The organism is Candidatus Methanomassiliicoccus intestinalis Issoire-Mx1 (assembly GCF_000404225.1).
Taxonomy (GTDB): domain Archaea; phylum Thermoplasmatota; class Thermoplasmata; order Methanomassiliicoccales; family Methanomassiliicoccaceae; genus Methanomassiliicoccus_A; species Methanomassiliicoccus_A intestinalis.
Map to the genome: position 1 here is coordinate 1,051,977 of NC_021353.1, position 26,470 is coordinate 1,078,446.

Sequence of the window (26,470 nt, forward strand, 5' to 3'; positions counted from 1 at the left end):
TGCAGAAAGAGAATGATTTTCACATTGAGTGAAAATTTGTTTCAAAACTCAAAAATTGTTTATAAAGATCCTGCTTTAACGTATAGATATGGAGCAGCTTCGTCTTAACAAATATCTTAGCGATTGTGGATTTTGTTCTAGGCGAAAAGCAGACGAATATCTTGAAGATGGATGCGTGAAGGTCAATGGAAAAGTGGCGGCTGTCGGCACCAAGATCTCAGATAAAGATGTAGTAGAAGTAAATGGAGAGAAAGTCATTAAAAAAAGCGAGAAGGTACTGATCGCATTCAACAAGCCAAAAGGTCTTGTTTGTACAACAGCAAAAAACGAAAAAAATAATATAATTGACTACATCAATTATCCAATCAGGATTTATCCAATTGGGAGGCTTGACAAAGACTCTCAAGGTTTAATTCTTTTGACGAATGAAGGAGATCTCGTCAATAAAATCATGAGAAGCAGAAATAATCATGAAAAAGAATACATTGTAAAAGTAGACAAAGTGATAGATCAACGTTTTATAGATCAGATGAAGAAAGGGGTGGAAATTTTAGGGACAGTGACCAAACCTTGTAAAGCGTATCAAACTGGACCTAAAGAATTTGATGTAATATTAACACAGGGACTTAACAGACAGATAAGGCGCATGTGCGAAGAACTTGGGTACAAAGTTACATCTTTAACCAGAATACGAATAATGAATATTAAACTGGGAGATCTCCAACCTGGAAAAATACGAAAAATAACTAAAAAGGAAATGGAAGAATTGAGAATGATGCTGGAAGACAGTGATTATTGAGCGTTATTTTCTGCGTTTTTAGACGTCTCAGTAAGCTATTTCATGATCCCATCATTTATTTGGTTAGACATTAATATAAAACGTGGGCTGTTCGATGCCCACATTATGCGTTGGAAACTGCGGATTTGATCTCATTTAATAGATCATTTCCAGCAGACTCCGGATCCCTGACCCAGTCTAATGCATGGAGACGATAAATATTCCAGCCCATAGAGCGCAGCATGTCATATCTTAAACGTTCTCTCTCCCTTGCTGTACGAGCTGAATTATATACAAATCCATCACATTCTATGCCAAGTATGTAGTTTTCTGGATCTGATGGGTCAGCTACACCAATATCTATGCGATAACCCGAATATCCTATTCTCGGCTTAGCCACATACCCATGTTCCTGTATGAATTTACATATGGACTCTTCAAAGATGGATTTTGAAGTCTCGGTTTTTTCAGTATTTTCAACAAGAGATTCAGAGCCATGCATTGCATATTCAATATATGATCTCAGCATGCCAAGATCTCCTTCGGATGTATCAATATCTTCAGGCAGTATTGAGCCGACGAATTTTAAATTAGATCTGGCCCGCGTAACAGCAACATTTAGTCTACGTGTACCGCCTTTTTTGCTCAGGGGACCAAAATTCATATACATCTTACCGTTGGCATCTTTGCCATATCCTAAGCTGAATATGATGACATCGCGTTCATCGCCTTGAACGTTTTCAATATTTTTTATGAAGAAGGGCTCTTTTTTATTCTCTTTAAAGAATTCTTCATATTCCCTGTTCTGATACCGCATAAAATTGATAACACTTTCAATTGCCTGCATCTGTGCTTCACTGGCAGCAATTACACCTAATGACTGAGAGCCTCTGTTTTCAATATGCTCAAACACAAGTTCTGCAACGCGTCTCGCCTCCTTCACGTTGCATCTTTTCTTACCGCGATCATATACGCCGTCTTCCACATAGATATACTCAGTTCCAGTGTTAGGTCTTCTGTGATTACAAGACGGGAATGTGATTAACATGTCTCCATAGATATTGTGATTTGAAAAAGCAATAAGGCTTTCATCTCTGCTCCTGTAGTGCCATCTGAGAGATCTGATTGGTAACGCATGGCTTTCATCCAGGATAGATTCTAAAAATTGTTCATCATCCTCAGAATCACTGTCTGCACCTGAAGAGCTGAAAAAGTTTGTTGGCGGTAACTGTTTAACATCTCCAACGATGATTGCCTGCTTACCCCTCATAATAGCGCCGATTGCACTTTCAGTTCTAACCTGAGATGCCTCATCGAAGATAACCATGTCAAACATATAGTCATCATTTTGTAAGAATAAGCTTACAGACAAAGGAGACATCATCATACAGGGTTTAAGATTCATGACGATGTTTGGTATTTTATGAAGCAGCTTAGCAGCTGGCATTCCGCCTTTTTGTTTATATAGCTCCTGTTTCAAGATACTTAATTCTGTATTGGAATAAACAGCATCATCGACATTAGGCAGTCTGCTTACTATTTTATTTCTTATTCTTGTTTTAGCACTAGATAGCTGACTGATATCTAATTGATTGAAGTGTGTGACTTCTTCTGAATAATCTTTTCCACAAAGGCTTCTGAGTGAAGAAGATGAGAAAAGAATGTCTTCCAACCAGTTAGAGTAGAATTTCTTCAGAAATGCATTTACTGCATCTTCACCTGATAATTTTTCATTCAATGCTGAAGACATGTATGAAGAAAGACCTTCAGAAATGCAGTCATCCGTTGTTCTGTTAAAGTCGGCTTGTTCGTCAATATCTCCCATCTCATCTAAGCAGGATGTGACTTTTATATCCAGATCACTGAATTTCATACCATGAGCGTCAATAGGTATCGAAAACAATGATTCAAGCCATTCTTCATCCTCATCTAGCATATTTTTCGATCTAGATAGATCCCCTGCTAGTCTCTCGCAGGATTTTGCAATAACTGGATCATTGGCGATGGATTTAGCAACTTCAATTGGAATACCCCATTCTTTAATCAATTTATTAAATTCAATTGTCCAGTCGATATGATCTATAATATTTCTGAAATCGGTGGTCAGACCATCATACAGATGCCCAAATTCCGCTTCCATCGTAGATTTTTTAGAAGCATCCAGGTCGTGCAGTGATTGAAGCCTGACAAGACGCTGCATGTTTATGATATGTGACGAAAAACCAGCAGGAGACAGTGACAGTTCGATCATTGGCATAATTGCGCGCTTAAGATCGATAAGAGAGTTTTGAATACAGCTGCATTCTGTCGATGCTTGCTGAATATCCATCTCTGATAAAGACAGGTTTTTTAATAAAGACTCAAGCTCACCTAATGATTCACATCTTGCTGCAATCCTTTTGATTTCCAAAGTCTCTGGAATTAAACCTTCAATACCTGTAAGAAGTAATCTTCTGATACCTTCTGGAACAGGGCCGTTAAACCTCTGAATTATCGAATCAAAAGCACTGAATGATTGCTTCAACATCTCAAAGTCTGTCGTTTCACCAGTATAACCGCTTCCTAATTTATCTCGTAAATCTGAGTCGTTTGCTCTCAGCCATACTCTCTCTTCTTTCAGCCTTATCACTTTTTGCAATATGTTTATGGCCTCAGCATCATCCAGTTTTTTAGAATTGTCAATCTTAAGGCCCTTCAATGATTTAAGATCAGTATTATGCTGTCCAAATCTCAGTCCAAATGATTTTTGAGAGTTTTTAAATCGGCTCAGCATCTCGGAGCACGGCAGTTCCAGTATCTGTCGGTCATATGCGTGGAATATCTCCTGCTCTAATGATCGGATTATCGCATGTTTGGAAACTACCTCTGTGAATGATTCATCTCTCACATTTCTGCCATATTCTGTAAACCAATCATCTGTGGGGTGTATCGGTCCGTCTAAAATGCTTAATATATCTGTGGCAGCAATGAGATCAGACACTGTCGGAGCAGTTTCTTGAGGTATCAAAGAGGCTGCAAGATCTTTTACTTTTTCAAGTTCTCCAAGCGCAGTAATCGATTCTCCGCATGCACGTATCAGTTTATCCGCACCTCTTAGAATTCCATCTTCATCTGCATATACTTCGATTGCTAAGTTTTCTCTAAGGAATGCCATTTCTGTTTCAGCAGTTTTTTCAGAAACAGCCATGGAAGGCAGTGTCAGAATCTTTGGATCGTATAACTGCAAAAGCCTCTGCTTTATAGACTCGTACTCATCCATCAATGTTGCAAGGCTCATTGCATTTTCTCTAAGCAATCCCAGATCATCTTTTTCCAGCCAAATTTCTGGAGGAGACGGAGATTTACTAAAATGAATTAATGAATCAATAAACGCATTAAGCGTTTTAAGTGATATCTGAAGATCTGTAAGATTGAGTACTGAGTATATCTCATTGATCACTTCAGAGATGTCTTTCAGTTCATCATGCATTCTGGATAGCCTGGTTTTTATTATTTCCTTCTCCCCGGGAGTTGGTCTTTGTTTAAATATGCAGTTTGACCACGAAGATTGTTTCATGGCTGCTGAAGTTGTCCGCGACCAGGCTCTTACCAGGTATACGCGTTTCATCAGCGTATCCATGTCAGTATTAGAAATTGAGTCCAGTTTAAAATCTAAATTTTTTGCATTTTGAAGCCGGGAAAGCTCCCCGCAGACTCTATATACGGAAAGTCCCAGCGGGTTCCTAATTGCATGCAGTTCTTCAGCGTACGTATCCAGCTCCTGCTTCTTCATATCTAAAGCATACAGATCGTCAAGATTACATTCTGATGGATTTCTATCCATATACAATACAGACTTCAATTCGTCAAGAATATCACGTTTGTTGACTTTATGGCTGTGTAAAACCATACAGAAATCAGCCAATCCGGCTTCAGATAACCTTTTATGAACTATATCCAGCGCTGCCATTTTTTCAGAAACAAACAAAACTTTTTTTCCGTCTGCCATTGCTTCTGAAATCATATTTGCAATAGTCTGCGATTTTCCAGTACCGGGCGGTCCTTCCAATATAAAACTAATTCCATTTCTTGCAAGAACTAATGCATCTTCCTGACTTGAATCTGCATCCAGAATCTGATAGCACTCTGAAGATTTATGTTTATCATGATCCAGTTTGGATGATACTAAATCTACAGAAGGTAATTCAGAATTATCACCACAAATAGCTTTTACAACTGAGTTGTTTTTAAGCTTTTCATTATTCTGCACCAGATCTTGGTGCATGCTTATCCTCAGGAAAGAAAGTAATGCCAATTCTGCTTTTTCATCAACATTCCATCCTTTCTGGCTTACAATTTCAGAGACAGAATCTAAATAACTTTTAAGACTCTCATCATTTTGATTGAATTCTGGAAATACAATATTATGCTCATCTTTCAATTTATACAGTAACAGGGGATTTACAACGATGGGCTCATCAGCCAGTTCCATAATAAACGGATCCGCAATACTTTCGGTTGATAGGGACACAGGGACTAATACAAGGGGGGATGTTATTTCTCCAGATCCATCATTCCAATTTAAAAATCCAAACGACAGATATAGTGTGTTCATACCCTGCTCTTCAAATCCTTCCTTTGATTTTGTACGCAGAGAACCCAATATTTTCTGCTGCTCGTTGATCGATTTATCAGTAGCTACATCTCCTTTTGTAAATTCAGCTATGTCTTCTTCATCTTCCAGAGCTTTCGGGGGAGTATATGGAAACCGCAACTGTTTTTTAGAGATTACCAGTTTTTTGTATAAGTCGTCATAATTCGGACGAATAATTTTTATGTTTGAATTTTTCGTCTCTTTGTAACTGATGAGACGATTTCTTCTCCCTAAATCTAATAATTGCTTTTTCCAAAATTCAATTTTATCATCGATTTCTGTCATTGATTGAATCCCCTTCATCCCGTAATTGCCTAAATATGAAGGTGAATATGCTTTTAAGCAATTAACCTTATGTTGGCTAGATCGTTGAACGGAACAAGTATTCTACTGATTAGAGCATACATCCATCTGATTAATCAAGTGAGGTTATATAGCCGTACAGCAATATGTATCTGATAATTTGAAACAATCAAATGAGAAGATAATTACGCAGAAGGCGAAATTTCCAAGAATATTACTTGGTGCTACATCCAGTGGAAGTGGGAAAACCACAATTACCTGCGGCATACTGCAAGCTCTTGTAAATAGAGGAATGAGCGTGTCTTCATTCAAATGTGGACCGGATTATATTGATCCAATGTTTCATTCCAACGCCATAGGTACATCTTCTTCAAATCTGGATTTATTTTTCTCAGAACCTGATACCGTGAGATATCTGTTTACAAAATCCGCTAAAGACTCAGATATATCAGTCATAGAGGGGGTTATGGGATATTATGATGGCATAAGCTCAGCATCTTCCAGAGCTTCTGCATATGAAGTTTCAGTGACGTTGGATGCTCCAGCGATTTTAATCGTAGACTCGAGAGGTGCAAGCACATCAGTAATTGCTACAATTCTTGGGTTTTTAGAGTATAAAAAAGACAGTCATATAAAGGGAGTTATATTAAATAGGATGAGTGAAAAAGTTTACCAACGTATAAAAAATGTTATAGAAAATGATCTCAAGATAGATGTTCTTGGATATGTACCATCTATTCCAGATATATCACTCGAAAGCAGACACTTGGGGCTTGTAACTCCAGATAATATTAAAGACATTAAAAACAAGCTTAATTTAATCGCAGAGGTACTCGAAAAAACTGTCAACATAGATAAGATTATTGAGATCTCGAAAAGCGCTTCATCTCTTGAATGTCAAGACATGCCAGTGCGTAAGATGGAAGGCCGTCCAAGAATCGCAATCGCAAAGGATGAGGCTTTCTGTTTTATGTACCGTGACAATCTTGAGTTATTAGAGGATATGGGAGCACAGATAGAATATTTTTCTCCGATACATGATGAATGTATACCTGCTTCAGACGGAGTGATATTATATGGCGGATATCCAGAGCTGTATGCCGAAGAATTAAGCAGAAATAGTTCTATGATCGAGTCCATAAAAAAAGCAGTATCTGGCGGAATGCCATGTATTGCAGAATGCGGTGGATTTATGTATCTGCATGACGAAATGGAGGATCCGTCTGGAACGTCCCATTCGATGTGCGGCATAATCTCCGGCAGATCGTATAAAACAGAAAAACTTGTTAGATTTGGGTATGTAGATCTTAAGAGTAAAAATGACTCATGGATATTAAAATCAAACGAAACCGTCAAAGCTCATGAGTTTCACTACTGGGACAGCAGCAATTGTGGAAGCGATGTTATATCTACAAGGGCATCGGGAGACGGAAGCTGGGAATGCATACATTGTGAAAATAATGTGTTTGCTGGATATCCTCACATATTTTACAGATCCTGCCCAGACATGATAAGACGATTTTTAGAAGCGTGTATAAATTACAGAACCGTAAGGGAAAAGTACCTTAAACAAGAGTGAAGTTAATAGAGGCATGTCTCTCAATGCAGATCAGATTAAAGAAGTCAAAAACCAAGGGTTTTTGATTAACCGCGGCACTGAGTTATTCTCTGGAAGAATTATTACGGGAAATGGAGTTCTCACGGCTGCGGAGCTTAAAACTGCATGCGAAGCTGCTGAGAAGTTTGGCAACGGCAATCTCACGTTTACAACTCGTCAAACAGTAGAGCTTCCCGGGATACCTTATGAAAAGATTCCAGAGTTCAAACAGTTTGTAACAGAAAGAGGTCTCAGCGTTGGGGGAACCGGCCGGCGGGTCCGTCCGATTGTGTCCTGTAAGGGTACTACCTGCATATATGGCCTTCATGACACTCAAGAAATGGCTACTGAAGCACATGAACGCTTTTTCAAAGGATATGCCGATGTGTTATTTCCACATAAGATAAAAATTTCAGTCGGGGGCTGCCCGAATAATTGTGTAAAACCTGACATAAACGATATTGGGATAATAGGTCAAAGAATTCCCATCGTAAATACTGAGATCTGCAAATCATGTAAAAAGTGCAAGGTTGAAGCTGTGTGCCCCATGAATGCAGCAGTCAAATCAGATATGATTGTAATTGATAAAGAAGCCTGTGTTCAATGTGGAAGATGTTCTGATAAATGTCCATTCGGAGCAGTAACTGGAGAAACTACTCTTTATAAGATATTCATAGGCGGCCAGTGGGGAAAACATCGCTATCTGGGGTATGAATTAAGTAGATTGTTTGAAAGAGCTGAAGTTATGGACATCATAGAAAGCTCTATGTTATTCTTTAAAAAAGAAGGAAAAACAGGAGAACGTTTTAGACAAACGATCGACCGCGTAGGTATCGATACAGCTGAAAAGATCATTACATCTAAAAAATTACTCGACCAAAAAGAAGAGATAATCAAGATGGAGTGACCGCAATCGTAGGAAGGTTAAACCTTCCTTGCCTAACCTTTATGTAAACGCTGGAAACATGTCGGATGCTGAATAACAATCGTGATGTTATCCAACAGGACATCCAGCAGATTGATTATCTGGTATACACGAAAGATGCAAGCGTGTTTTCTATAGCAAGATGAACCCCGCCAATATATACTACCAGCGGCCCGTCTGGAAGCATCCTGTCAACAAGTTTCACCTCAACGCTTGGAACAAAACCCATGGAAATTAGCTTTTTAATTTGATCTGGATTTCCTCCCTTTAAATGAGAGATTATATATCTCCGGCCGATGACTGCTTTATCTAAAGTCCTGCTGTTTTCTGGAACATCACATTGAATAGAACAGCCGCAGCCACAATGTTCATTTGTGCCTAAAATCTTACACATTCTGCCGGCTGATTCATCAGAAATTACATGTTCTGTTCTGCATGCTTCTTCATGAGCTACGTCTTCGTTTGCATCCAGAACATCTACCAGGAACCTTTCCATAACCTGATGTTTTTCTCTGAGGTGTTTTGCATATTCAAACCCCTTCTCAGTAAGAGAAACACCTTTGTATTTTTCATATTCAACCATGCCTTCATCCGCAAGATTTCCCAGCATTTCACTGACACTTGCAGGAGATACACCTAAACGAGATGCTATTTCAGAAGTCTTGGCTACTTGCGATCCACCTGTGATCCTTAATATGTAGATCAAGTAGTCCTCTCGATTATAGGTAGTCATATACAGCCGATACCTCTAAACATTCTTGAAACTTTTCTCCAAATGTAATTCACATTGCATGCACAAAATTGCAAAATGTAAGATTTGAATACTTTGTATAATATGTGTACGCTCATTAAGATGATGCTTTAATGACAGGGATCAAATGCATTACAAAAAATTAACAATGAAAGCAATTGTTGAGCTTGCAGCTCCCCACACTTGGCCAGCTAGCAGCATACCTGTATGCTTAGCGGCGATGCTCAGTGTTTCATTAACACACCAATTCTCACAATATCTATTCTTTTCCGTACTTCTTACTTCAATATTTTTACAATGTGCAGTTAATACTCTGAATGATTATGCAGATTTTGTAAAGGGCACAGATACTATCGAAAATTCAGATGACCCGACCGATGCTTCAATTATATATAACGAATTGAATCCAAAATCTGCAAGAAACGTTGGGGTTGCATTCATTATACTAGCAGCTGTATCTGGAATCTACGCAATATATATTGCTGGGTGGATTCCAGTAGTATTCGGTGCTGTTGGAGTAGCAGTATTAGCATCATACTCTTTCAGTAAATTTCCATTATCTTATCTTCCAGTTGGAGAAGTCATTTCCGGTTTTGTAATGGGTGGAATAATTCCATTGGCTTCCTATTATGTATTTACACTTCAGATTGAGCCAATGGTGATCGTGTATTGCATACCAACAATCATTTCTATAGGTCTGATAATGATGACAAACAACATATCAGATATAGAAAAGGATCATGATGCAAAAAGAAAAACACTTCCCTGCATATTGAATAGAGATAAAACTTCAGTACTGTTAAAGTCACTTATAATTCTATCAGCGATTTTTGTTTGTACATTAGTAGTTGTATATTTCAGAAATGGAAGTTTTCTGATTCCATTGATGATCGGATCGATAATCATGCCATTCAATAGGTTGTCAAATGGAAGATTTATGCCAGAGTCAAGGATACTCTCCATGAATTCGATTCTATCAATACACACACGTTTAAATTTATATTACATAGCAATGATTGCAGCAGATCTGATCCTAGGTGCCATATTATGAAAGACGACAAAGAAGAAAAAGTACAAGGTGTGTTTCAGCGCATCAGTGGAAATTATGACATTATGAATGATATCATTAGCGTAGGGTTGCACCGCGGATGGAAAGATTCTCTTGCTGATGAGATATCTCAAAGAGGTAAATGCATTCTGGATGTTTGCTGCGGCACCGGCGATCTGACAGTGATGCTTTCCAAAAAAGATAGTTCAAATGAAGTAATAGGACTTGACTTCTCACAAAACATGCTCTCTGTCGCAAAAGAGAGAATGAGTAAAAATGAGATAAAAGATGTAGAACTGATTCAGGGAAATGCAATGGACCTGCCTTTTGAAGATAATCGCTTCGACTGCGCTGTAATCTCATTTGGTTTAAGAAACGTTGCTGATTATTCCAAAGTCATATCTGAAATGACCAGAGTGATTAAAAAAGGTGGCTGGGTGTACTGCCTTGAAGCATCTTACCCGGATTCAAAATACATAAAACCATTTTTCAGACTATATTTCAGATATATTATGCCCAGATTGGCAGGACTGATTACTGGAAAACAAAAAGAATATGAATGGTTGAATGAGTCTACAGAATTATTCTTAAAAAAGGACGAACTGGCGGATTTGTTTAAGGAATGCGGATTAGCCAATGTCTCATACAAAACATACCTGCTGGGTTCGGCTGCTCTGCACAAAGGTCAGAAATAATACCACTTGAACTCAAGAGATTTTTAAAATAGTTGTAGTCCCATGAGAAAAATATGATGGGCGGTACAGCATTTCAGGTAACAGGAATGACCTGCAGCCATTGTGAAGCTTCTGTTGAAAAAGCAGTGTCTGCCATTGACGGCATAAAAGCAGTAAAGGCGAATGCTTCTAAAGGAGAGATAAAAGTAAAAGGAGATCTTACAGAAGAAGTCGTCAAAAAAATAAAAGAGGCCGTGTCTGAAGCTGGTTTTTCAGTTAAAGACTGAAACGATAGATGTGGAGAGATTGATCATCTGGTCAATAACTCCACATACGAAGATTTGTTTAACCTTGATTGTGCGGTATTAATTCATAAATAGCAAATGCTAAATCCCGTGGGGTCATAGATTGAACGATTACTTTTCCAGGACCGCGCAGAATTGTGACGAAAATTCCCTCGCCGCCAAACAACATGTTTTTTATTCCTTTGATCCTCTGAATTTCATACTGCACTGAATCTTCCCACAATACAGCATTCGAAGTTGATACTTTTAGGACCTCTCCTGGCTGTAAATCAAACTCAGCAACATCTCCGCAAGCAGCGATGAATGCAGTTCCATTTCCCGATATCTTTTGCAGCAAGAAACCTTCTCCACCAAAAACCGCTGAACCTAGTTTTTTCTGTACGGATAGATCTAGATCAATTCCGTCCTGAGCGCAAAGGAATGATGATCCCTGACAGATGAACGACCTGCCTTGCATGTCAAGAGGTATAATTTTACCAGGAAATGTTCCACCAAATGCTACAATTCCTTTTTTGCCTTCTGACTTAAAATTTGTGATGAAAAGTGTATCTCCAGAAAATGTTCTTTTCAGACCTTTTAAAAGACCGCCTTTGGTATTTGTTTCCATGGTAATGTTTTCACTCATATACTTCATGGTGCCTGATTCAGAGTAAACTGTTTCACCTGCTTCAAGCTCAATTTCTGCGATTTGAAGATTATCTCCAATGATCTTATAATTCATACTGTGTAATTGAGATATTAGTTATAAAGTATCACTTGAGCTCATCAAAGGTCATCTTAATATTTTCACTTACCATTTCAGCAATCATTGCTTCAGTTACCCTGAAACATTTACCGCCGATCAGTTTTGAAATATTGTATGGGAGTTCATCCCTTGTGATGAGTAGATAACCTTTCTTTTTAGAGTATTCTGCTATCTCCCTGTCCTTTTTACCCTTCAGTCCTTCGTCTTGAACTGTAGTCACATCCCAGCCTAATGCTTCATAATACTCTTTAGACCCTGTAAAATGTTCATCAAGAAACAGTTTCATAAATGAACATGACAGTCACATTCAAAAAGATTTTCATGATAAATCAACAAGAAACATAATATTGTAATACCCACCGGGTTAAATGTAGAATCAATACGATTAAAATTTTATGCACGTGGTGAGTGTATTTTCAAGAGTCATTTAATGAATTATTTCTTGATATCGATAGAGATTGTCACAATCATCTAAAAATCCACACAATACTCGAGTGTAATTTAATTCAATTAGGCATAAGATATCGTTTATAAACAAACATATAACTTGAGCGTGCGGTTTTTGATAGGGCATCAAAACACATTTCATATATAATTTATCAATAATGAGTATGTGTTTTGAGTAATGGTTCTCGTGTTGATTTTAAAATTTTGCTTGCTTAGATATGAGAATAAAATGTGCTTAAACCTTAACATAATTGAAACTCATGAGGAAAAATAGCGTGCTCAAGTATGCAAAATTTATTTACACAGGGCATTATCGGCGATATATCTATATATTATGATGATTAATTAATATGTATGCCATTTATTGATCAAAAAGAAAAAAGAGCATCGATACTAGATGAGCCGTATGCCGCAGGCATTCTTCTAATGCTGAGAGACAGAGAGATGAAGGGAGAATCATTACTCACACTCAGCGGCGTGAAACATACAGTATCGGCAAACTACAATTCTGTGAAAAAGATACTAATTTGGATGGAAGACATGGGAATAATCGAAATTAACCAATCCATGCAGGAAGATCATCCGCGCCCAGGAAGGCCTGGCCACAATGTAGAACTCACAGAGAAAGGAAAGAATATCGCAGACAGTCTCAACGAAGTCGTTGAATACATGGGACAAGTCCCAGTATACAGAAAAGGCGTTAGAGAATCGGCACCTGCAAAGGTTTCAGCAAACAAACCAGCTAAAACTGTTAAAACAGCTAAACCAGCACCAAAGGCTGCTGCAACAAAGCCTTCAAAACAGGCTAAACCGGCTAAAACCGTTAAAACGGCTAAACCAGCACCAAAGGCTGCTGCAACAAAGAGCGTAAAATCACCTGCTAAAGCTGCTACCAAAGATAAAAAACCCGCAGCTAGCAAAACAACTACCAAAAAAGTTGCAGAAAAGAAAAAACCAGCTTCCTCGAAAAGAAGCACAGCTAAAAGGGCTAAAAAATAAACAAATTTAAGGTAGGGTGATTTTTATCTCATCCTACCATAACTATAATTATACATAATTCGTTTAGTTTTTTTATGAAAGTCGTTGGTGTATCTGGTAGCCCAAGGCCTAAAAGCAATTCTTCGACAATTGTAAAAGCTGCCTTGGATGAACTTGCATCAAAAGGTGCAGAAACAGAACTTTTTGAAATGGCTGGTATGAAGATTGAAGGCTGTAGTGGCTGTATGTACTGCAAGTCTAAGGGAAAATGCGTCAAAAATGATGATATTACAAAAATTATCGAGGCCATTTTTAATGCAGATGCAGTAGTTTTAGCAGCTCCCATATACTTCCATAAGTATAACTCACAGTTTAGAGCATTGATTGACCGTATGTATTGCTTGGTGAAACCGGACTTTTCATGCGCCCTTCCTGCAGGTAAAAAAGCGATAGTTATAAGCACACAGGGAGCACCGGATGAAAATGCATTCAAAGGTGAAACTGAATGGCTTGCAGAAACGTTAAGCGGCTATTTTAAACTCAATGTGATAGACAAGCTTGTGTTTGTAAATGGAAATGATGCAAACGCTGCTGCCGAGAATAAAGAGTTTATTTCTAAAGTGAAATCTGCCGCAGATAAACTTCTCTAAAATTAATACATGAGCATGTGCGTTAAGCATATGCTCTCATTACTATTTTTTATCATATTAAAATCTCAATTTAGATCGTCAAGCACTTTTGTTTTTCGTTTGGATGGATCTTTCGTATTGTTTGATGCCAGGATCTGAACGTTATTGAAAACTTCTAAGGATATAATTGGAGCATGGTCTGACTTTATTTGCAAAGTATCCCAGCGCCTGTATCCAGCATATATTGGATTATGAAGTATCCTGCTTATTGACCACTTGGTCCAAAGATTGCCGTTTTTTGTAAATACTGATTCGGAATTTAAAGAATCTGCTATTAATGCCATACTATTTCCTTGGAGATAATCCAGATAGATACGCCTGATAATCTCTGCTTCCCGTTCTTCAATGATTAATTCCGAATTTTCTAATCTGTATCCATAGGGTGGATTGAAACCCATCATGCCTCCCATTGAGGCTTTCTGCTCCATACCCACATAGGTTCTTTCACCAATCTGTTCAGACTCCAGCTGGGCGATCCTCTGAATCATATCCACTACAAATCTCCCTATTGCGCTGGATGTATCAAGTTCTTCCTGCATTGATGTGAATTTTTTACCCCATTTCTCAAGGTTATCCATCATTTCTATAAAATTTCTAGAATTTCTGTGAATACGGTCCATTTTAAGGACAAGAATTGTATCCCATCTGTCCTTTTCATCGATCATTCGTTTATATTCCGCTCTTGAACCAATCTTTCTGCCGCTATATCCCCTGTCGGCATACACATCTACAACATCCCATCCTTGAGCTTCACAGTATGCAGTTAAGCGTTCTTGCTGAGCTTCAAGCGAGTATCCCTCTTCCGCCTGTTCTTCTGTAGATACTCTGATGTATAGTGCAGCTCTTGTCACCATTATCCCCCAATCAAGATGTGTGATGAACCTGATGCATTCCTACGCCGTTCTTCCATCATTTTTTGAACTAAATTAAAGATTGATATGGATATTATTTCGATATCATCAAGTTTGATAAGATACCCATCCCATGATGCAAATCCGCAATAAAGTGGATTTCTCAAGATCTTGCCGATTGTTTGTTTTTTCCAGGTTGTACCTTTTTTGGAGGGAATGCCTTTTGAATTAAGATTGTCAGCAATATCGTTTAAACTGTTTCCTGAAATGTATGCATTGAATATGTAGGATACTATTCCAGCTTCAGATGGATTTATTTTTAATCCGGGATCTTTAAACTCATATCCATACGGTTCTCCAGAACCTAGATATCCATCCCCATTTTTTGCTTTTTGAGCCATTCCAATTTTTACTCTTTCACCTATCTGCTCTGATTCTAACTGGGCAATTCTTTGTATGATATCCATCACAAATCGTCCCATTGCAGATGTTGTATCGAATTTCTCCTGCATTGAACTGAACTGCTTTCCCTTCGAGGCTAGCTCATTCATCATGTTGGTAAAATTCTGAGAGTTTCTATGAATACGGTCCATTTTAAGGACTAATAAGACATCCCATGAGTCAGATTCATGCATCATTTTTTTATACATAGGCCTCGAAATGTCTCTGCCTGAAAAACCATCATCTACATATTCATCGGCAATTTCCCAGCCTTTAGCTTTACAATATGCCCTTAATCGTTTGAGCTGAGCAGCTATGCTGAATCCATCCCTTGCTTGGTCCTCTGTAGAAACCCTGGCGTATACGGCTGCTCGCATCCCATAATGTAAACAACAAACCACAATTTAAGCTTTTAATCAGGATATGGCCAAAGATTTTGAGAGTAATGCAGACGATAGATTCTTTAAAACACAGATCATATAAATATTCAAACACGAATAATCAAGGACTAATAATCCAATTAGAATACAATCTAATGGCAAGATTCAAGAATGTAAAGCATATGTTAGAGTAAAATGCAACAAGAACTTGATTCAGAGTTGTTACGTTTAAAGGAAGAATTCGGCGGGCTTATCGACGATAATACTTTACGTAGGTTAGTTGAATCAAGAGGTGTTAATATGTCAGAAAAAAAGATTTCAGAATTTGGCGATAAAGAGGAAGTTTCAGCTACTGTAAAGGTAACAAAGATATTTGATACCAAGATGTTTAATAAAAGAACCGGTGGAGAGGGAAAAGTCAGGAATATTGGAGTTGAAGATGATTCTGGCAACTGCCGTATCACACTATGGGACGAAGATGTAAATTTAGTTGAAAGCATGAGCATAGAAGTTGGAGATGAATTAAAACTTACAAGCTGCTATGTGAAACAAACAGATTATGGTACTGACGTCTCCAAAGGAAGAGTTGGCACTATCGAAAAACTTTGAATGTGCGGCTTTTCCGCACATCATACCTTTGTTTTATTAAATCAAATTTTACAAACTAGCCAGCATATTTTTAACAACGTTTTTACTGTCAAAATATCAATTCTAAAAAAATGTTAAAAGGAAGGGGTTTAAGAGATGTAAGTGAAGAAGCTTACATCATTCCTGGAGGCATTCCACCCATTCCTGGGGGCATTCCGCCAGGTGCTCCACCAGGAGCTGGACCCTGTTTGGATGCGATAACATCATCAATCCTGAGGATCATTGCTGCTACTTCTGTTGCAGACTCTATGATCTGTGTTTTTACTCTCAGAGGTTCTAAGATGTTAAGGTCGTACATGTTTACGACTTTTCCTTCATCAAGGTCAATACCCATGTAGGATGCAGTCTTTGTTTTCTTTTCGTGAGCTGTCTTTAACTGGATTACAAGATCAATAGGATCTAATCCTGCATTTTCAGACAAGGCCCATGGTATGACTTCAAGAGCTTCAGCAAATGCTTCGATTGCAAGCTGTTCTCTTCCGCCTACGCTTGATGCGTATGCTGCCAGTTTCATGGACATTTCGATTTCTGGAGCTCCGCCACCGGCTACGACTTTTCCATCTTCAATGGCTACACCAATTACACGCAGTGCATCGTGCAGTGCACGTTCAACTTCAGCAACTACGTGTTCTGTACCACCGCGTACAATGACGCTGACAGCTTTTGGATTTTTGCAGCCTGTGATAAAGGTCATGTTTTCCTCGCCGATTTTCTTCTCTTCAACGAGACTTGCAGTACCTAGATCGGCCTTTGTTAATGAATCGATATTGCCTACTACGTTTCCGCCAGTGGCTTTAGCGATTTTATCCATATCGGATTCCTTGAGTCTGCGGCAAGCATATATTCCAGATTTAGCCATGTAGTGCTGGACTAAGTCATCCATTCCTTTCTGGCAGAATACAACGTTTGCACCGGCTGACTTTACTTTCTCAACCATGTCTTTAAGGGTCCTCTCTTCTTCATCGAGGAAAGCCTGCATGGATGCTGGATCGCGTATCTGGATCTTTGCTTCTACCTCAGTCTTCTTTATTTCAAATGGTGAGGAAATTATTGCAATCTTAGCGTTAGATACAGATTTCGGCATGCGTGGGTGGACTTTTTCTTTGTCAATTGCAAGACCGTTTATGAGTTCGGTATCTTTGATTGATCCTCCAGTCTTTGTCTCCACTTTGATGTTGTCGATGTTTACGATAGAATCGTTTCCTCTCTTTTCAACAACAGACTTTACTGCATCAACGCAAAGATCTGCAAGGTAATCGCGAGAATCCCCAACGGATTTTCCGATCATTGCTGTCTTGGATACTTTCTTCAAAATCTCATCGCTGTTTGCGTTAAATGCTATTTTTTCGAGTATCTTTACAGCTTCTGTTGCAGCTAATCTGTATCCGTTGGCAATAATTGTAGGATGCACATTCTGTTCAATCAAAGCCTCGGCTTTTTTAAGTAACTCTCCAGCAACCACTACGGATGTTGTTGTGCCATCTCCACATTCAGCATCTTGAGTTTTTGCTACTTCTACGATCATTTTAGCAGCTGGATGTTGTACATCAATCTCTTTGAGGATTGTTACACCATCGTTCGTGATTACTACATCTCCAAGAGAATCAACAAGCATTTTGTCCATTCCCTTTGGACCCAATGTAGTCCTTACTGCATCGGCAATTGCGCGTGCAGCGGCGATATTATTACTTTGAGCTTCTCTTTTTTTTGTGCGCTCTGTACCTTCTTTGAGCACGATGATTGGTTGACCTTGTCCTAAAGAATATCCCATAATGGGCCTCCTATTAAGAAGGAGTAGTTTAAAGCTTCTATATATACCTTTCTCTATTAGATAAGATTATTTTTCATTCTGGCACAACGTATCAAAATACATCCTCTACTTTTATTCCTGCAGACTTACATCTGAATTTTATAAGGTTAGATGCTTTATCTGAATTAACTGAAGAACCTGGCAGGATTCTTTCCAAAGTCTCGGATAAGCCAGTCCTCAGATTCAGCTTATCGATCATTACACGTTTTATCCCAGAATCAACAATGTCGCTTATCAGATTGTCTGATTTATCAGTAATTCCATTTATTACAGGTCCAATGAGAACGTAAACATCTAATCCAACATCAGCAAATTCCTTAGCAGCCGCCAGTCTTTTGGAAGGCAAAGGTACATTCTTTTCAAAAAATTTAGAATGCTCATCGTCAGTGGCAATGCTGAAGCCGATCTCGACACGCGTAAGATCAGAATAAATTTTAAGATCGCGTAATGCAAGGTCAGACTTCGTTAGCAAGCTCACTGGAAGATCCTCTTTTGAAATTTCCAAAAGACATTGTTTTGTATTGCAGACCACGGATTCTATCGGCTGATATGGATCCGTCACTGTGCCTAACCCGATTATTCCACGTTTAGTTTTTAATTCCTTAGATAACATTTTTGAGATTCCAGATTTAACTTTTACATCATTCCATACATTCCGATCTATTTTCAAAATGTCTGGAGCATAACAGTATGCACAATTATGAGAACATCCGATGTATGGATTGAGTGCATAATTCAGGTCAGGAAGGCGAGATGGAGAAAGTGCACAAGAACAAGCCTGATACTTTATTTTTGGACCAGGTATAAAATCATCAAGATTAGACATAATCATCAAGTCTTCTTTGCGTAAACATATCTTTTAGAATCCCAGAGTTTGCAATCCACTGATTTACGGGAATGCTCATCTTGGACCCGACATGGTTTAATGCATCGTTGAGTGTTTCAAATCTATGTGGATCTGTTTTCAATGCCGCCCTCACGTTTTCTCTGACATTCCAGACACCAACCGGCATAATATACCCTGGATGTGCTTCTCGGAAGATCACGGCTCCAGCCTGTCTGCCTTCGCTTTGCAGAAGTTCATTGACAGCAAACCTTGCAGCATAATAACAGCCGCCTATCTCCGCATATTTCTTTCTGCCATTGTAAAATTCATAAGAACTTATGATTTCTACATCTCTTCCAAGGGGATTCCATACTGTATTTGGGAACCACGCTTCAATCAGTTCATATCTCCATGAAACCGGCATAAGAAGAATGCTCCATCTATTATCCAGCTGGTACCAATCATATACTCTCCAGTCCTCAATTACTGGATTATATTTTGTAGTCGAAAGAAGAGATTTTCCAAGGATATCATCAACCGCTGTTATGGACCATCTTGTTGGAACGAATTTTCTATTTTTATCAATTCCAAAAGCTCCGACTGAGAATGCTTTTTGAATTTTAGAGACCAATACTCCATCGCTGTACAGAGATCTGACGGCCTCTGTCGCCTTCAGATCTGTATCGTAGAATGCCTTTTCAACATGCTGCTCATACCTAGTGTTCCCTACATCCAGAGTCTTCAGTCTTGCTGATGGTCCAAAGGGCTGCACTTCATCATCCAGCACCAGCCTTCCAACGGGCCTTTTCTGAAAGGCTGCTTCCACTTCCAACGGATTCTCTGACAAAGCCAGATCTCTTGTTTGATCGATAATTTTTCCAGCTTTATGAAAATCAACTGCATCAATTCTATGCTTTCCCCGGATAAGCGAAAAACGAAAATCTACAAATTCTTCAATACTTTTTCCAACCCACAGTTCAGGAGTGTCCATTATAGATGTATCACCCATCATCGGCGGCACTAACGGCCCAATGTCAACCTTTGGATATCCATATCTCCCGACAAATATGCTTGGAGGCGACATTCCTTCAATATCTAGAGAGTTGATTAAATTTTTAGCTTTAGCTCTGGAATAAAACTTGATCATTAATGGACATCTGTCTTTCCCGCAGAGATTTTTAGATCCCTTGCATATGGCACAGGGAGAGCCTGGCGGAATCATATCCACATCTTCCGCATATTTGTTAAATCCCCCTACGTCAAATGTTGCAGACATCCTTTTCACTACTAATTCATAAACATATATACCTTATCCCATTGATGTTGAAGGGGGATATCGGTGATCAACCGGCCCAGGAAATTATCTGGTAATCACCGTTCTCCGAAAAATCCCCCTTGCAGGTCATTCTGACATTAACTGCTTTATATGAATAGTCCAAAGATGGCAGGATTGATGCCAGCTCACGGTGCTCCAGTGAGAACCGCATCATCAAACTGTCTCTCCCAAGGTCGCGTGTTTTTGCTTCGCATGCAGACAGGAGATTAAACAATTCCTGAGATGGCTTTTTACAATCTGGATCCAGTATGAGAGCTTTAACAGATGCATATTTTATGTCATTTCCCCTGCTGAATGTATGAAGTATGGCAAAACCATTCTCAGTGACGTATACATTACCTAAACCGGATAGTGCAGATTCTACCTCAGCGGATAGATCTAGACCGGGGCAGACTTTATTGCATAATTCAGAAATATCAAAATCGCGGGAAGATTTTAATTCAGCAGCCCGGTAGTCTGCATCCTTGGATACTAATTTTTCAGCAACAAGAATGGATGTGCCTACAGAATATCCGGAAGATGTGTAAAAGTGCATATTTTTCTCACTTTTCGGAGATGTTTCTAAACCACATATGCTTCCTGATGATAAGTATGTCCAGCAAGCACTCAGCAATGCCTTTCCAATTTTTTTGTTCTGATACTCAGGAAGTACTTCTAAAGGTCCAATCCACCCGACATCTCCCCATTTGTGGCAGAAAGCAGATCCGACAACTTTTCCATTGTCTTCTGCCACAATGCATCCTTCTGGATCATTTTTAAGATACATGCTGATTAATATATCTGAACGTTTTGGATATACTATTTTACGTCCTGCATCCTTAGTTGCCATATCTGACCATGCAATTTGGCCTACATCTTGAACTTGACCAATATCCCTCTGATCCATCACTCTGATACTGGTCATTTCAGTCTCTCCACGCTTTGTCCCGAATTTCAGACGAGGTAAGAGTATTCAACAACCTCCCGTTATCTAATCTCGATTTTTCAGCTGCAATCTTTCCCAGACTGATTCTATTCAGCTGGTGCGGAAGGATTGCGTCTGTACCTATAGAATAGATAACATCTTGTTCATAAACTTTGCAAATTGTAGAATAGTCAAGATCGGATCGATATGGAGACGTATTTATCTCTAAAGCAACACCATTTTCAGAAGCTAATCCAAACAAGTGAGGATAATCCAATGGCAAAGAGTCTCTGATTCCAATCAGACGATTCAATGGATGTCCCCAGACGTCTACCCGCGGATCCATTAATGCCTTAGAGATACGACTGGTCATCAGATCTTCAGAGCAGTCAAGATGTGAATTTATTGAAGCTACCACTAAATCTGAAGAATCAAAAAGATCGTCCGGGGCGGATAAAGTGCCGTCGTTTAGTATATCGACTTCAATACCCTTCAGAACATCAATTGAACAGTCTAACTGATTGATTAATTCATTTCGTTCACGAATATGATCTGGTGTTACACGGCTGCATAGCCTGTCTACGATACAGACATACTCGTATCCTATATATTCTGCTTGAGAAACTATTTCATTCAAATTCATGGATCCATCCGCAGAGATGGATCGTACCCGGAGATCACCGCGGACGGATATGTTTGGTTCTCCCCCGGACCGGAACTCCGGCGGTATGTAATCCATACCCAGGCAGGAATATATCTCAGCTTCGGTATGAACGTCGCGCATAGACTCTGGAGATAATGTGAGGCCAAGGCTCGCGGCCCTCTTTTCCAGATAAGTTATGTGTTCAGCGGGGCCGGTAATTCTCAATTGCTCAAATGGTATCTGTTCTGGGCTCATAGACTTCAGCATCGCTGCCGCACCGGAGACCGTTTTTCCTGTAGCGGTCTGTTTATTGGCATGTGTCAGTTCCTGAATTTCAGGACACATTGCGAATAATGGTACGGCCCGGTCTGCTGATGAGGAAACGAGTATTGTGAATGCTGTCGCAATTTCATCTTTTCGTCTAAAAACTCCAGCGGCTTCTGCTTTTATTGTCCAGGCATCTTCAGATACATATTTCAAAACATTTTCAGCTGAAGCATTTACCACACAGTATGGAAGCTCAGCTGACTGTTCTCCAAGCCATGCAATAAATTCACGCAGTTTTGATTCCACAGCAGTACCTAAGGCAGGAATGTTGCGGATCACTCCCTCATCAACTGCTAAAAGCAGATCAGCCGCGGAATGGACATCTGCAAATATGCAGACATCGGCTATCTCTCTCAGACTCAGTGGAAGTCTTCTAAAAACTTCCATATCATCTGGAAGAATACCTCTCACATCATTTAATGCAGCTATTCCTCCAGTTTCAAGATATTCTGCAATTTTTGATTCTATTGACGGTCCGATTCCCTTAATCTCCCGCACTCTGCCAGAAGTATAAATTTTAGACAGATTCTCATTTAAATTCAGAATTTCTTCTGAAGCATTCAGATATGAAGATGAACGCCATTGTTCACCCTGTATTTCCATGGCAATAGCTAGATCCTTAAAACAATCAGATATTGCACAATTTTCAGAGTTCATCATGTGGCCTTCTGCATCTCAGGCTTATCATTGCAGCAAAAGCTCCAGCTCCTACTCCATTCCCTATGTTAACTGCAGCGATACCTAAGGAGCATGATTGCAGCATAGATCTTAATGCAGTTTCGCCTTCTCCACCAAACCCATAGCCTACTGCAGTGGGAAGTCCTATCACAGGAACATTGGAAAATGAAGAAACTACAGAAGCAAGAGCTCCCTCCATGCCAGCTGCAACAATAATAGCATCAACATTCTCATCCAGCATATTTTTGAGAGGGTCCAGAAAACGATGGAAAGCAGCTATCCCAACATCATATGATGTTATCGACCTGACACCCATTGCGGCTGCCACAATTCTTGCCTCCTCCGCATACTGGATATCTGAAGTACCGGCTGCCAGTATTCCGATCAGACCTGTCGGTTCCGGAAACTCTCCAATAATTATCATTTTTGCATCTTCTGCATATCTGGCTTCTGGAATTCTATCATGTACTGCAGAATAATGTTCGGGAGACGCTCTGGAAATGAGCACAATGTCGCTTTCAGCTCTGCAGGCTATTTCAGCTGTCTTCACCGGTGATTTACCTTCACCAAATACTATCTCTGGAATTCCCTTCCGGTTAAAGCGACTCTTATCAAATAAAGTATGATTTTCAATTGTCTGAATGTAATCTAACCGCAACTGCTTTTCAGCTTCATCTGCAGAGAGGTTTCCCTCTTTATACTCCTCCAAAACTTTCTTTACATTCATCAGGATGCTAAAAAGCAAATCAACATTTTAAAATCGTGGGTAACCATGCATGTTGGAATGAATGAAAAGTTAAACAAACTAGAATCCATGCTTAAGCAGATGAAAAGTGTAGCTGTTGCATACTCAGGGGGTGTTGACAGTACATTTTTATTATATGAAGCTCAAAAGATTCTTGGAAAAAATGCTGTCGGAGTTTTAAACACGTCTCCGATAAACAGCACCCGATCGATACAGTCTGCAAGAGATACTGCTGAGATTATCGGAGCAAATGTAATAGAAATATCCGTACTGGATAGCAAATTAAAAATGAATCCTCATGACAGATGCTACATATGTAAAAAATCAATGATGTCTGAAATCAAAAAAGTCGCTGAAAGCCTTAACTTAAATTGTGTGGCTGAAGGCAGCATCGCCGATGACGATCCGTCGTTGAGACCGGGTATGAAAGCCATAGAGGAACTGGGGATATTGTCACCGCTGAAAGATGCTGGACTGATGAAGAGTGAGATTAGGCAGATGTCTGCTGAAGCTAAACTTCCAACCGCAGATTCCGTATCCGGCACATGTTTAATGACCAGAATACCTTTTGAAGAAGAGGTTAATGAAGAAAAATTGCTAGCTGTTGAAAAAGCAGAAGAAATTTTGTTTTCATTGGGAATTATTAATCTGAGAGTGAGATGCCACAAGAATCTCGCCAGAATAGAGGTTCCTTGCGAACTGCTGGAGAAAGTAACTGCTAATCGTGGTTACATATGCAGCGAGTTTAAAAAATTAGGATTCAAATACATATGTTTAGATCTGGAAGGATATAGGGCAGGAAGCATGGACTAAGTTTAGTCCGCTCCTTTCTCCTCCATCGGGTTGTTGAATGTAATGACGTTTTGAGTAAAGGGTATCTCTATACCTTCTTCATTAAATCGTTTATTAATCTGTGTTTTGATTTCAGAATTTACCCTCCACATTTTTTTAATGTCGTTTACGTAATACCAAATTGAAAAATCAAGAGAACTTGATCCAAAATTAGCGAACCTTACATATGGTGCTTGTGCTTTGTTATTGTGTACAATGTCTGGATGATTATTTGCGATATCCAGCAGAATGGATTCCACTTTCTTAACATCAGACCCGTATGCCACACCTATTGAAGTGTAAAGAGCTCTGTGGTTATCTGGTTCAGAATAGTTTGTAATCTTGTCCGCAGCGATCATAGTGTTGGGGATGATTACAATATCGTGATTGATTAAATCGTATAACTGAGTTGAGCGTATACCGATTTTTTTTACTTCACATATCTCTCCGCTATCCAGCATAACTCTGTCGCCAATTTTAAACGGCCTGTCAAGCATAACCTGCAGACCTGCAAAGAAGCTGCTGAAAACGTCTTTTGCCGCTAGTGTAACGATTGATGCACCAACTCCGACACCGGCAACCAATAGTGCTACGTTGATTCCCAGAGCATTGAGTAAAAACGTAATGCCGGCAACCGGAATTAGAATCATGCCGAGAAAATGCAGTATTGGAATAATGGCAGATCCAAGATTGGATCCTACTTTATTAGACCAGGCACGCAGAAAATTTATGAAAACTCTGTCGAATATACGATAAGCCACAAGGGTGTATATCACAGTCAGAATGATGATTACACTCTTATGCATCAGAATGTGGTCGTTGTTGGATATGCTTAAAATATCCACAGAACTCACAAGCCCATACAACAGGATCGTGATCAGGATCGGAACTCTGGTGACGTCATAAATTGTATTATCATACTTAGTCTTAGTTCTGAGTATGAATCTTTCCACAAACGGGTCTATAATGAAATAAACCACCAATCCGATTAGAACCCAGATAATTAATGTAATGATAAATGTCCATATCAGGCTATTGAATGGAGCAGGGAGAGTATTTTCCCAGCCAAATATTTTATTTCCTACGGACGAAAATATGGATGAGATGTGGATTGTAGCCTGAGACTCGTGAGTATGTTCCACTCCTGGCTGTGATAAATCCTGCACTATGAACTGCACATTCAACGTTACATCTTTGGTGCTGGCCCCTTCGTACGTATTCACTTCAATTCTGATTATTTCATCTGAACCGCTTTCAAGTGTGTAATTCTGAACATACTGCAGAGATCCGACAGAACTGTCACTCAATTCAGCTTTGACTTCTACCAGATACATAGTGTCGTCTTGATTCCAAATTCCCCACTCAAAAGCACAAGAGTCTCCAGCAGTAATATCTACTTCTGAGTCTCCAAAACCATGTATCGTAGTTTCGCCAGATACTGATGGTATGAAGATGAGCGCCAACAATATTGATATTACCAAAATGGGAAATCTCTTAGACACTAATGCATACATATCGTCTATATTTAAAAAAGTACCTGAAATCTGAATCAGCAGGTAAAAAATTAAAAGTGGACTGAGCGGGATTTGAACCCGCGGCCTCGACATTGCGAATGTCGCGATCTACCCCTGATCTATCAGCCCTTTCAGTTCCTGTAAGATTGTTTTGTTTATATCTCTTTGCTTGCATATTGCAGGATTAATGAGAGATTAATTCATTGACGAACTCTTTTGCAGCATCTAACGCATTATCAACAAGAGGGCCTTTTAATCCAGATACCTCAACTCTGAGGACTTTATCTGACACATGTATTCCTTTTTGTGTCAAAGCAGACTTGATAGTAGGTGCAGAACCATCGTCAATATACTTCGCCTTCATCTTTTCCCGATTGCTGTCATTTTCTGGTATCTGCATGATCGTATCAAATGCTATTGCAGTTCCCGAAAAATTACTTAAATCAAATGTATCCAGAAATTTTCTCATCCTTCTGGTAGGCTTACCAAAACGCGTTGGAGATCCTAGAAACAGGTAGTCGCAGTCGACTGATTCCGGTTTTGAATCTTTTAGACTGCAGAGCAATGCTTCACAACCATTTCTATTTAATTCATCTGCAAGTGCTTCCGCTACCTGTTTTGTACATCCATAAACACTGTCAAAAATAATCACAGACTTCACGA

24 protein-coding genes and 1 tRNA gene are annotated in these 26,470 nt (G+C 39.2%); 10 read left to right on the plus strand and 15 right to left on the minus strand.

Features of this window, described 5'->3' with window-relative positions; all coding sequences use genetic code 11:
• Window positions 1-88 precede the first annotated feature (88 nt).
• Window positions 89-799, plus strand: coding sequence for a pseudouridine synthase (locus tag H729_RS05105; protein WP_048133972.1), 711 nt, complete (start codon window positions 89-91; stop codon window positions 797-799).
• Window positions 800-902: 103 nt separating this feature from the next.
• On the opposite strand, the gene H729_RS09480 is transcribed toward H729_RS05105, so the two are convergent.
• Complete coding sequence (locus H729_RS09480; RefSeq protein ID WP_020448937.1) at window positions 903-5,696, minus strand: DUF4011 domain-containing protein; 4,794 nt, start codon at window positions 5,694-5,696, stop codon at window positions 903-905.
• A 178-nt stretch (window positions 5,697-5,874) separates the two neighbouring features.
• On the opposite strand from H729_RS09480, the gene H729_RS05115 reads away from it, so the two are divergent.
• Window positions 5,875-7,293, plus strand: coding sequence for a cobyrinate a,c-diamide synthase (locus tag H729_RS05115; RefSeq protein WP_020448938.1), 1,419 nt, complete (start codon window positions 5,875-5,877; stop codon window positions 7,291-7,293).
• A 13-nt stretch (window positions 7,294-7,306) separates the two neighbouring features.
• Complete coding sequence (locus H729_RS05120; protein WP_020448939.1) at window positions 7,307-8,218, plus strand: 4Fe-4S dicluster domain-containing protein; 912 nt, start codon at window positions 7,307-7,309, stop codon at window positions 8,216-8,218.
• A gap of 115 nt (window positions 8,219-8,333) precedes the next feature.
• Here the strand turns inward: H729_RS05120 and H729_RS05125 are convergent, their stop codons facing one another.
• Window positions 8,334-8,969: a metal-dependent transcriptional regulator gene (locus H729_RS05125; RefSeq protein ID WP_048133974.1), complete on the minus strand. Its 636-nt coding sequence runs from the start codon at window positions 8,967-8,969 to the stop codon at window positions 8,334-8,336.
• A gap of 145 nt (window positions 8,970-9,114) precedes the next feature.
• Between H729_RS05125 and H729_RS05130 the strand changes: the two genes are divergently transcribed.
• The 3 genes from H729_RS05130 to H729_RS05140 are packed head-to-tail and all read left to right on the plus strand — an operon-like array spanning window position 9,115 to window position 10,996.
• Entirely contained in the window at window positions 9,115-10,038 is a 924-nt protein-coding gene (locus H729_RS05130) for a prenyltransferase (protein ID WP_020448941.1), read from the plus strand.
• On the plus strand, window positions 10,035-10,730 hold the full coding sequence (locus H729_RS05135) for a demethylmenaquinone methyltransferase (RefSeq protein ID WP_020448942.1): 696 nt from the start codon (window positions 10,035-10,037) through the stop codon (window positions 10,728-10,730). Before H729_RS05130 ends, H729_RS05135 begins: the two co-directional genes overlap by 4 nt.
• A 53-nt stretch (window positions 10,731-10,783) precedes the next feature.
• Window positions 10,784-10,996 (plus strand): heavy-metal-associated domain-containing protein, encoded by a 213-nt coding sequence (locus H729_RS05140; protein ID WP_020448943.1) that lies wholly within the window; start codon window positions 10,784-10,786, stop codon window positions 10,994-10,996.
• A 58-nt stretch (window positions 10,997-11,054) separates the two neighbouring features.
• Here H729_RS05140 and H729_RS05145 read toward each other — a convergent pair whose 3' ends face one another.
• Window positions 11,055-11,735: a TIGR00266 family protein gene (locus H729_RS05145; RefSeq protein ID WP_020448944.1), complete on the minus strand. Its 681-nt coding sequence runs from the start codon at window positions 11,733-11,735 to the stop codon at window positions 11,055-11,057.
• A gap of 31 nt (window positions 11,736-11,766) precedes the next feature.
• Complete coding sequence (locus tag H729_RS05150) at window positions 11,767-12,045, minus strand: DUF5615 family PIN-like protein (RefSeq protein WP_020448945.1); 279 nt, start codon at window positions 12,043-12,045, stop codon at window positions 11,767-11,769.
• Window positions 12,046-12,560: 515 nt separating this feature from the next.
• Between H729_RS05150 and H729_RS09485 the strand changes: the two genes are divergently transcribed.
• Together H729_RS09485 and H729_RS05160 are read left to right on the plus strand one after the other, a co-directional pair.
• Window positions 12,561-13,205, plus strand: a complete 645-nt coding sequence (locus tag H729_RS09485; protein ID WP_020448946.1) for a hypothetical protein — start codon at window positions 12,561-12,563, stop codon at window positions 13,203-13,205.
• 74 nt (window positions 13,206-13,279) lie between these two features.
• On the plus strand, window positions 13,280-13,834 hold the full coding sequence (locus H729_RS05160) for a flavodoxin family protein (RefSeq protein WP_020448947.1): 555 nt from the start codon (window positions 13,280-13,282) through the stop codon (window positions 13,832-13,834).
• Between the two features lie 65 nt (window positions 13,835-13,899).
• Here H729_RS05160 and H729_RS05165 read toward each other — a convergent pair whose 3' ends face one another.
• The gene (locus H729_RS05165; RefSeq protein ID WP_020448948.1) at window positions 13,900-14,727 is read right to left on the minus strand and encodes a recombinase family protein; all 828 of its coding nucleotides are present in this window, start codon (window positions 14,725-14,727) and stop codon (window positions 13,900-13,902) included.
• A complete protein-coding gene (locus H729_RS05170) occupies window positions 14,727-15,542 on the minus strand; it encodes a recombinase family protein (protein WP_020448949.1) in 816 nt (271 codons plus the stop codon). Before H729_RS05170 ends, H729_RS05165 begins: the two co-directional genes overlap by 1 nt.
• Before the next feature lie 303 nt (window positions 15,543-15,845).
• On the opposite strand from H729_RS05170, the gene H729_RS05175 reads away from it, so the two are divergent.
• Window positions 15,846-16,154: a nucleic acid-binding protein gene (locus H729_RS05175; RefSeq protein WP_020448950.1), complete on the plus strand. Its 309-nt coding sequence runs from the start codon at window positions 15,846-15,848 to the stop codon at window positions 16,152-16,154.
• A 151-nt stretch (window positions 16,155-16,305) separates the two neighbouring features.
• Here the strand turns inward: H729_RS05175 and thsA are convergent, their stop codons facing one another.
• The 6 genes from thsA to larB all read right to left on the minus strand — a co-directional run bounded on the left by thsA (window position 16,306) and on the right by larB (window position 23,444).
• The gene (gene thsA, locus H729_RS05180; RefSeq protein ID WP_020448951.1) at window positions 16,306-17,964 is read right to left on the minus strand and encodes a thermosome subunit alpha; all 1,659 of its coding nucleotides are present in this window, start codon (window positions 17,962-17,964) and stop codon (window positions 16,306-16,308) included.
• 91 nt (window positions 17,965-18,055) lie between these two features.
• Complete coding sequence (locus H729_RS05185; protein WP_048133977.1) at window positions 18,056-18,829, minus strand: SPL family radical SAM protein; 774 nt, start codon at window positions 18,827-18,829, stop codon at window positions 18,056-18,058.
• Window positions 18,822-20,105: an Nre family DNA repair protein gene (locus H729_RS05190; RefSeq protein WP_020448953.1), complete on the minus strand. Its 1,284-nt coding sequence runs from the start codon at window positions 20,103-20,105 to the stop codon at window positions 18,822-18,824. The genes H729_RS05185 and H729_RS05190 overlap by 8 nt, the downstream gene beginning before the upstream one ends.
• Window positions 20,106-20,172: 67 nt before the next feature.
• On the minus strand, window positions 20,173-21,069 hold the full coding sequence (locus H729_RS05195; RefSeq protein WP_020448954.1) for a GNAT family N-acetyltransferase: 897 nt from the start codon (window positions 21,067-21,069) through the stop codon (window positions 20,173-20,175).
• Between the two features lies 1 nt (window position 21,070).
• The gene (locus H729_RS05200) at window positions 21,071-22,699 is read right to left on the minus strand and encodes a PHP domain-containing protein (protein ID WP_020448955.1); all 1,629 of its coding nucleotides are present in this window, start codon (window positions 22,697-22,699) and stop codon (window positions 21,071-21,073) included.
• Window positions 22,686-23,444, minus strand: a complete 759-nt coding sequence (gene larB, locus H729_RS05205) for a nickel pincer cofactor biosynthesis protein LarB (protein WP_020448956.1) — start codon at window positions 23,442-23,444, stop codon at window positions 22,686-22,688. Before larB ends, H729_RS05200 begins: the two co-directional genes overlap by 14 nt.
• A gap of 57 nt (window positions 23,445-23,501) precedes the next feature.
• On the opposite strand from larB, the gene larE reads away from it, so the two are divergent.
• Complete coding sequence (gene larE, locus H729_RS05210) at window positions 23,502-24,275, plus strand: ATP-dependent sacrificial sulfur transferase LarE (RefSeq protein WP_048134433.1); 774 nt, start codon at window positions 23,502-23,504, stop codon at window positions 24,273-24,275.
• 2 nt (window positions 24,276-24,277) lie between these two features.
• Here larE and H729_RS09670 read toward each other — a convergent pair whose 3' ends face one another.
• The 3 genes from H729_RS09670 to H729_RS05225 form a co-directional block, all read right to left on the minus strand.
• Window positions 24,278-25,795 carry a mechanosensitive ion channel family protein gene (locus H729_RS09670; RefSeq protein WP_172618667.1) on the minus strand — a complete coding sequence of 506 codons (1,518 nt, stop codon included), beginning with the start codon at window positions 25,793-25,795 and terminating at the stop codon, window positions 24,278-24,280.
• A 69-nt stretch (window positions 25,796-25,864) separates the two neighbouring features.
• Window positions 25,865-25,936 (minus strand) — tRNA-Ala (locus tag H729_RS05220).
• Window positions 25,937-25,991: 55 nt separating this feature from the next.
• Window positions 25,992-26,468, minus strand: a complete 477-nt coding sequence (locus tag H729_RS05225) for a flavodoxin family protein (protein ID WP_020448959.1) — start codon at window positions 26,466-26,468, stop codon at window positions 25,992-25,994.
• Window positions 26,469-26,470 lie beyond the last annotated feature (2 nt).

Coding starts and splice junctions, on each gene's coding strand:
- H729_RS05190 (WP_020448953.1), bottom strand. CDS start 20,105: ATGTCTGCAACATTTGACGTAGGGGGATTTAACAAATATGCGGAAGAT.
- thsA (WP_020448951.1), bottom strand. CDS start 17,964: ATGGGATATTCTTTAGGACAAGGTCAACCAATCATCGTGCTCAAAGAA.
- H729_RS05175 (WP_020448950.1), top strand. CDS start 15,846: ATGTCAGAAAAAAAGATTTCAGAATTTGGCGATAAAGAGGAAGTTTCA.
- H729_RS05165 (WP_020448948.1), bottom strand. CDS start 14,727: ATGGTGACAAGAGCTGCACTATACATCAGAGTATCTACAGAAGAACAG.
- larB (WP_020448956.1), bottom strand. CDS start 23,444: ATGAATGTAAAGAAAGTTTTGGAGGAGTATAAAGAGGGAAACCTCTCT.
- H729_RS09480 (WP_020448937.1), bottom strand. CDS start 5,696: ATGACAGAAATCGATGATAAAATTGAATTTTGGAAAAAGCAATTATTA.
- H729_RS09485 (WP_020448946.1), top strand. CDS start 12,561: ATGCCATTTATTGATCAAAAAGAAAAAAGAGCATCGATACTAGATGAG.
- H729_RS05120 (WP_020448939.1), top strand. CDS start 7,307: ATGTCTCTCAATGCAGATCAGATTAAAGAAGTCAAAAACCAAGGGTTT.
- H729_RS05195 (WP_020448954.1), bottom strand. CDS start 21,069: ATGACCAGTATCAGAGTGATGGATCAGAGGGATATTGGTCAAGTTCAA.
- H729_RS05150 (WP_020448945.1), bottom strand. CDS start 12,045: ATGAAACTGTTTCTTGATGAACATTTTACAGGGTCTAAAGAGTATTAT.
- H729_RS05185 (WP_048133977.1), bottom strand. CDS start 18,829: ATGTCTAATCTTGATGATTTTATACCTGGTCCAAAAATAAAGTATCAG.
- H729_RS05170 (WP_020448949.1), bottom strand. CDS start 15,542: ATGCGAGCAGCCGTATACGCCAGGGTTTCTACAGAGGACCAAGCAAGG.
- H729_RS05130 (WP_020448941.1), top strand. CDS start 9,115: ATGCATTACAAAAAATTAACAATGAAAGCAATTGTTGAGCTTGCAGCT.
- H729_RS05125 (WP_048133974.1), bottom strand. CDS start 8,969: ATGACTACCTATAATCGAGAGGACTACTTGATCTACATATTAAGGATC.
- H729_RS05140 (WP_020448943.1), top strand. CDS start 10,784: ATGATGGGCGGTACAGCATTTCAGGTAACAGGAATGACCTGCAGCCAT.
- H729_RS05105 (WP_048133972.1), top strand. CDS start 89: ATGGAGCAGCTTCGTCTTAACAAATATCTTAGCGATTGTGGATTTTGT.
- H729_RS05145 (WP_020448944.1), bottom strand. CDS start 11,735: ATGAATTATAAGATCATTGGAGATAATCTTCAAATCGCAGAAATTGAG.
- H729_RS05160 (WP_020448947.1), top strand. CDS start 13,280: ATGAAAGTCGTTGGTGTATCTGGTAGCCCAAGGCCTAAAAGCAATTCT.
- H729_RS05135 (WP_020448942.1), top strand. CDS start 10,035: ATGAAAGACGACAAAGAAGAAAAAGTACAAGGTGTGTTTCAGCGCATC.
- H729_RS05200 (WP_020448955.1), bottom strand. CDS start 22,699: ATGATGAACTCTGAAAATTGTGCAATATCTGATTGTTTTAAGGATCTA.
- larE (WP_048134433.1), top strand. CDS start 23,502: ATGAATGAAAAGTTAAACAAACTAGAATCCATGCTTAAGCAGATGAAA.